The organism is Mesorhizobium sp. M0751 (genome assembly GCF_040320265.1).
Lineage (GTDB): Bacteria > Pseudomonadota > Alphaproteobacteria > Rhizobiales > Rhizobiaceae > Mesorhizobium.
In genome coordinates, this window is sequence record NZ_JAMYPH010000056.1 from 1 (window position 1) to 6,088 (window position 6,088).

1 protein-coding gene and 2 pseudogenes are annotated in these 6,088 nt (G+C 59.2%); 1 reads left to right on the plus strand and 2 read right to left on the minus strand.

The window, feature by feature from the left end:
• Positions 1-339: 339 nt before the first annotated feature.
• Positions 340-735 (minus strand): annotated as a pseudogene (locus NKI19_RS32425) (transposase); the annotation flags it as partial.
• 450 nt (positions 736-1,185) lie between these two features.
• A pseudogene (locus NKI19_RS32430) lies at positions 1,186-1,389 on the minus strand (thiamine phosphate synthase); the annotation flags it as partial.
• A 638-nt stretch (positions 1,390-2,027) separates the two neighbouring features.
• Between NKI19_RS32430 and NKI19_RS32435 the strand changes: the two are divergent.
• Positions 2,028-5,003 (plus strand): NAD(P)-dependent oxidoreductase, encoded by a 2,976-nt coding sequence (locus NKI19_RS32435; protein ID WP_352567677.1) that lies wholly within the window; start codon positions 2,028-2,030, stop codon positions 5,001-5,003.
• The last annotated feature ends 1,085 nt before the right edge of the window (positions 5,004-6,088 follow it).

Below are 6,088 nucleotides of genomic sequence, written 5' to 3' on the forward strand. Positions count from 1 at the left end.
GGCCTGCGTAGCCAGCTGTTGGGACGTCCAAATCGACGTCCATTTTGCCGTCTGCTCCCACGTAGGCCCTCCGTCTCTCGCGATCGGGGGGATTCTTCGCACAGTCACCTCATGCCCCGCACGAGGGGAGCGGCGTGGCGCTTACGTATATTCCTCCGAAAATGTCGGAGGCTCTCCTGCCACAGTGCCGGTATTCAAACCGTTGCAAAGCAACCGTTGGCGCGTTGGCGCTGGTAAGCATCGCATTCAGTTTGGGCGGGTTTTGCGCAGGCTGGCACCAGTCAGATTGTTCCGGTGGAATGGCATCGGCGATCCCCGGGATGCTGCCGATCATCTCGGATTACCTTTCGGCTGCAAACGGAAGCTGCGCTCGCCGTTACGGCAGCCGTCCGGCAGCGTGTCCGAGTCGTCCTTAGCCCGAAAAGCTCTTCGAGGCGAACGCCTTCAGCATCTGCCGTGACCGGAAAATGCTCTGTGCTTAGAACCTTCTTCACCGCCGGCTGCGAAAACGCTCGGAGCGGAGCGAATACAGCATCGGCAAAATCACCGCCCGCATCAGTTCCGGCGCAATCGACGGCCGGCCAGTCTTGCACACAGCGCTGCAAGCGATTTATCCGGCGGCGCAAGTGAGGCGTTCACCCACTCGCGCATCGCCCGAAGCGGATACCTTGCCCACTCCTGCCTCAAGGTCGACATATGAAAACAGCGACCCGTCCGCTCATCCTCACCGCGCATCCAAAAACCCCTCGGAACCATCATCGGCACAACCTCAAAAGCCAGCGGTTTTCAGCAGCCTGTTAGATCACGTTTCGTGACTCCGATGGCATTTGTTTCCAGCAGCGGACTGCCTAACAGGAAAGCGCCGGGTCAAGCACTGCCGGCACCTCGGATTTCAGCGCAGGACGGCAGTGTAACGGCAGCGACTTTTCAGCGGGTTGCGAGCATGCCGATTTTGACGACCGCGACCTGATTGCCTGTAACGCTGCACGCATCTGATCACCAGATCGGGCTGCAAAGGATGGATTTCCGTGGCGGTTTCGTGCGTCTGCACCGTCAGCGCGGTGACAGCAAGGCAGGAGCGCACGCCAAGGGAAGAACTCAGTCGATATCGCGTGCTTTTCCGGCGCTCCCGCTGGAGGCCGGCCCCTGCCGACAAGCACATGCGGTTCTCACCTCAGCGCCATGGCGCGTTGTCTTTTCGATCCATTCTCGCGTGCGCGCCTCGGGTCCTCATTCAACATGATGTCCGTGCCCACTGCCGCACTGTCCGCGCCCGCCGCGAAAACGCCCCGGTTAGGGTTGAGCCACCATGGCGACCAAGGGAATGGGTGCTGCCCCGCGCTTCCTGTCGCAGATCCGCTCAACTTCTTGGGGTGCCCATTTCATTTCATCTTCTTAAGGCTAGTCGACGAATTCAGGCGCGCGGCGATCGCGGCCTGGTCACGGAGCATGATGTTGATCGCTTCTAGTTCGAGCCGTGGAACACGGCGTAGGTTTCGACGAGTTGCGTTGACGCCATCACTTCGGGCCATTTTTTGGATTCTACGTTTCGCGCGCAGCATCGGATTGATCTTTTTCGCCGGCGGGACTGTGCGATCTAAAGCAAAGCGATGATCTGCTGCTGCTGTTCAGGCCGCCACGCGGCCGCGACTTATGCGCGGCGCGCCCTGCCGGTGTCCTCCCCACCGGCAGGGCACTTTTTTAAAGTGCAGTATGAGGGTGATTGGGCGCGTTCGCGACCAAGAGTTTTAGACAACCGAATGAACCGTCCGCCTCTGATTGTGAGGCAGCCCGCGCTGCGCATGAATCCGAACCCGATGTCTCAAATTGGTGTGTGTTTGTCGCAAGCATCTTAGCCACGTCCAAACGGACATTTACGATTTAGTCATTTCACGATCGCCACCGGACGGGGATTCAGAGCCCACGCCGCCTACGAAAATTTGGTGCGCGGCTTTGCACAACAATACCCCGTACGAGTGGAACATTCACGAAAACAAATAATGTCTCACAGAGAGGACAACTCGCGCATGGCGATTATTGCTGAGATGAAGGAACAACTTGACCGCGAGAAGACCGCTACTCGCTCTGGCCCCCCAAAGGCGCCATCGAATCCCTTCTTCGGCGTAGGCCCTATCACGGACGCGACAATCGATGAGGTCGCGGGGAGATTGCGGCGCGTCGAATTCGATGCGTGGCTGGAAGCCAACTATCGAAAGCTCGATGAGAAGGGCAACGACCTCGGTCCATTCACGACCGCCGAGATCGCACGCAGCATGCATCGAGGCTATCCCGCGGACAAGATTCTGACGGATATGATGCACTCCATCCATCAGTACTTCGAATTTCCCAAACAGAATCTGATGGCCGTCGGACTTGGCGGGGGACATAGCGGCTTTACGGTCGCGGTCATGCACCTCATGAACCCGAACAACAGGAATCAGCGCGTTTTCGTGGACACGACAAAACCGGAAGCCGCTGAATCCAGCGGCGCCGGATTCTTCAGGCAATCCTGGGCGACACAGCTTCTCGAACTTCAGAAGTCTGCACAAAACGGTAGCGCCGACAAGATTCAGTTCGCTACCGTCGAGGGGTCCATTCCCACCGCAAAAGAACTCGAAGCACTTGGGACAACGCTGTTCCTTGGCGTCGGACACGAGACTACCGGCGCCAACACCTATAGCCGAACGGAAATCGAGGAGCTTCTGAAGTGGCTCGATCGAGATCCGGAAAACCGCCATGCCGTCCTCGACGCAACGTCCATGCTAGGGGCGATGCCGTGGGGTGAGAATATTGTGCGGGAAGCTCTTACCAGGTGCTGCGTATTCATGCCGTTCCAGAAAGCGATTGGCGGCATCTCCGGGTACTTCGTCGTTTCATTTACGCCCCAGGCGTTGAAGCTTGTGGAGAGCAATCAGAACGATCCGGCTTGGGCCATTCCCCGCCAGCTCAAGCTGGCTCCTCCTGTCGATGTGAAGCTCCCGGTCAGCGGCAAGAGATCGTTGGCCATCGGCCCCTTCTACGACGCGGGACAGCACCGCATGCTTGGTGGCGTCATCAACACCTACAGCGCGCTCGCCTTCGCCGAGACCACCTTTGGCCTTCTCCAGGCCGCCAAGCGGGTCGGCTCGGTCGGCGATCTGAACCGCCGTTCGGTACAAAACCGCCGGGTGATCTCCGGCTGGGTCGATAACAACTCCCTGCTGAAGTTTACCGTCGGCGAAGCTGAAAAGCGCGGCGCTGCCGTTGTTCTTCTGAAGGTCGTTGATCCCGACATCACCGATAAGCAGATCCATGCCCGCATCATTGCCCGCTCGAAGCAGCTTCTTGGCTATGAGGGCATCACCCATGTGAATAGCGAATACGAAAGAGGCCTGGACGCCGCCCGCTACGTGAATGCCTTCCCCGGCATGCCCGGCGATTACCGAGCCTGGATCGGGGGCATCCGCGACCCCGAGGATGTGCGCCTTCTTCTCGACAACCTCGCTTATGCCTATCGGAGAGCAAAGATTGCTGTCCTCGAGGAGGAGTTGGCGGCGCAAGGTGAGCGGTTCGATACCATCCCCTCGGCCGTCGGCCATGTCAGGAAGGATGATCCCGAACGCGCCTATACCGTCTTGATTGCCGACCTGCTTGGCCTGCGCCTTGGAGAGAACAACGTGCCGGACAGCAGTGAGATTGCGGCCCACATTCGGGAAAAAGGGGGCGAATTCCACCTTGGCGGCCTAAAAGATCGGAACGCCCTGCAAAAGGGAAAGATACACTTCTTCTATCAGCCGGGGTTGAGCGCCGAAGCCGAGCTCGTAGGCTGCACGGCCCACGGTGAGTACGACGCCCTTATCGCGGCAGCCACCTTCATACCCAAGCAGTCCGTCTTTCCGCTCGGCGGTGTGCGGATTGGCGCCGGAACCGGAAACATGGGCTCCAGCTCGTGGGGCGGCCCTAACGGCGACGGCGGTGGCGCCCCGCTTATGAACACGCCCGGTATCAACAGCCGCGCCACGGCTCAAATGGCCATGAAGGCGCTTCTCAAAGTTGTTCCCAATATTCCCGTCGATGAGCTGCATGGAAGAGTCGTCGCTGGGAATTTCGACACCGGGCGCGACCTGAAGAAGTTCCCGACTGCAAAACTTGAAGGGCAGAAACTGGCTGTCTTGGGCTACGGCAACATCGGCCGGGAAGTCGCCAAACTGGCAACGGCCTTTAGCATGCGCGTCTGCGTCTACGCGCGGGAAGCCCATCGCGCTTGGATCGAAGCCGAGGGCTTTGAATATGCCGATAGTCCGGTCAAGGCAGCGAAAGATGCCAACGTCCTTTCGGTTCACGTCGGCCTTGGCCGCCTCGACAGGTCGACCGGCAAGTTCAGTAATACCGGCCTCGTGAACCACGACGTGCTCTCGAGCTTGGCCGATGGGGCGGTGCTGATCAACTACGATCGTGGCGAGCTCGTCGACATCGACGCTCTCGATGCCGCCCTGCTATCGGGTAAGGTCAGCTATGTGGCGGTCGATGCGGACATCTTCAGCGATGCGGAAAAGGGTACGCTGCGGGGGCCGCTGACGCCCTACCTGCCCTTGAGCGAGCGCCATCCTGGTCGGCTCGAGCTCCTTCCGCACGTCGCGGCCGACACCGATCACCCGACGCGTGTTGCAGGCGCCAAACAGGCGGTTGACCAGATTTTCGACGCGATCCAGTTCAAGGCCGTGCGCAATCTGAAGGGCGCCTTGCCGGAGGGATATGTCGACCTAGGCTCCACGGTGCCCGTGGGTGTCGGCAAGTCGACCTCGGCTAATCTCGGCGCGCTTGCGGAACAATCCGAACGGTTGAACGCCCTGCGTCAGCTCTCTGAGCGGATCGCCGCTGTTATCGGCGGGATTGACGCGATGACGGATCCGGAGCGACGCGCGAGCCTGATCGGGAGGTACCATAGCGACCTCGCCCTCGATCTCCTCAACCACCGGCGAATCCTCGAGGAAGCAGGCCTTCTTGCTCCAGCGACCGTTTGAAAGCCGACACTTCGCAACGGCGGATTTCCGGATCCTTGTTCAGTGGTCCTGACGGAGGCCACGGTGGGTTCGAACCGCAAGCGCCCGTGCGTCTGCTCCACTTTCGGTCCCTTGCGTTTGGCCTTCCCGCCATCGGCGAGGGCCTGCCCATGCTTCTGGCGGCCAGTCGCGATGAAGGGCCTCGATCCGGCGATATTCCATGGCCCTGGACGTTGGCCTCTGGGATCTTGCCCCGATTGACAGCTCGGCATCAAGGAGGCCCACGAGGGGCATTTGGCTCGTAAGCTTCATGCACTATCCGGGATATATAGACTTGGAACCTGGAACAGAGAACCTCGCAGGCCATCGACAATCCGTTCGGCACGAGGTTGTCACCTTGGCATAAGAGGATCCTGTCTTTGCGGCAGTGGATTTAAGCATCGGAGCTTGGGGCGCATCTCCGAGTCGGCGGCCGTGACCCGCGGTAACATGTCGGCTAACAATATATTAACTCCACAATTTTCCTGATTTGGCCTCGCTCGTGTTCTCTGAATCCGGTTTGTCTCGATTAGTCGGCGCCAGGGAAAGTAAGCGACGACCTCAGCATTGCTAGAACGGCAAATTGCACCAGCACAACGCCACTCTTAGTGAAAATGGCAGCCTGATCCAGAGCGATGCGACGGCGTCTGCGCTATAGCTATTCGTTCTTTTTCTTTGCTTTCGTCCAGCTAGCAGCCGCAGTCCAACAAGCTCCGCGCCCCAAATCCGGGCGTCCATCTCATAACCGTGCGGAACTCGGCAGTAATGACGCATTCTTCGTTCCCCCGCTCCGAGAGCTTGTACGCAAGGGCACCCCGACTTGCTGGAACTCACACGCATAGTGGCCCTGACGCCCGCTCTGCTCACCGCTACGTATCTTGGCCGTGCAAATCGCACGATAGGGTTCAATGCCCAGCCCCAGTTTCATGCGACTGGTCCTTTGTTCACACTGAAAAATTGAACTCCTCGCGAGATCGCTGCCGGCTTGGGCCGCCATCGATGGTGTTCCGTGCTGCTGAAAGCTTAAGCAGAAACTGCTTTGTTCACTCTACGGGAAGTCGCAGCAG